The sequence below is a fragment of the Azospirillum isscasi genome (assembly GCF_030849505.1).
Taxonomy (GTDB): Bacteria; Pseudomonadota; Alphaproteobacteria; order Azospirillales; family Azospirillaceae; genus Azospirillum; species Azospirillum isscasi.
Genome location: NZ_JAUJFI010000364.1, coordinates 1 through 1,062, shown reverse-complemented (window position 1 = coordinate 1,062; position 1,062 = coordinate 1). Strand labels below are relative to the sequence as shown.

Here is a 1,062-nt window from a genome sequence, read left to right as displayed (position 1 = left end):
GGCGCGCGCTGGATGCAGATCGTCGTCGGCATCGTCTGTATGGTGGCAGCGGCCAACATCCAGTATGCCTGGACCCTGTTCGTGCCGGAAATCCAGGCCACCCACGGCTGGACCCGCGCCTCGATCCAGACCGCCTTCACCGTCTTCGTCGTCGTCCAGACCTGGCTGACCCCCATCGAAGGCTATTTCATCGACCGCTACGGCCCCCGCGTCATCGTCGCCTTCGGCGGCGTGATGACCGGCCTGTCCTGGATCATCGACAGCTACGCCGGCTCGCTCGGCATGCTCTACTTCGGTTCGGCCATCGGCGGCATCGGCGTCGGCTGCGTCTACGCCACCTGCGTCAACAGCGCCATCAAGTGGTTCCCGGACAAGCGCGGCCTCGCCGTCGGCCTGACCGCGGGCGGCTACGGCGCCGGCTCGGCCCTGACCATCCTGCCGATCGCCAACATGATCCACTCGTCCGGCTATCAGGCGGCCTTCTTCTGGTTCGGCCTGCTGCAGGGTGCGATCATCCTGTGCGCCGCCTTCTTCCTGCGCGCCCCGCAGAAGGATCAGGTCAAGTCCTCGACCAAGGTCCTGCAGTCCCGCCGCGACTACACGCTGAAGGAAGCCCTGCAGACGCCGGTCTTCTGGGTCATGATGGTGATGTTCATCTGCACCGTGTCGGGCGGTCTGATGGCGGTGGCCCAGCTCGGCGTGATCGCCCACGATCTGGGCGTCAAGGAAGCCCCGATCAGCCTGTTCGGCATCACCATGGCGGCTCTGCCCTTCGCGCTGATGCTCGACCGCGTGATGAACGGCATCTCCCGCCCGCTGTTCGGTTTCATCTCCGACCACATCGGGCGTGAGGCGACGATGTTCATCGCCTTCACCTTCGAAGGCATCGGCATCCTGATGCTCAGCCGCTTCGGCCACGACCCGATCATGTTCCTGATCCTGTCGGGCATGGTGTTCCTGGCCTGGGGCGAAGTGTACAGCCTGTTCAGCGCGACCTCGGCGGACACCTTCGGCACCAAGCATGCGGCGAAGATCTACGGCGTGCTGTACTGCGCCAAGGGC

The 1,062-nt window shown here is 65.2% G+C and carries 1 protein-coding gene; it reads left to right on the top strand.

Features of this window, described 5'->3' with window-relative positions; genetic code table 11:
* On the top strand, window positions 1-1,062 hold a 1,062-nt coding region (oxlT, locus tag QSG27_RS29015; protein WP_306712328.1), incomplete at both ends, for an oxalate/formate MFS antiporter.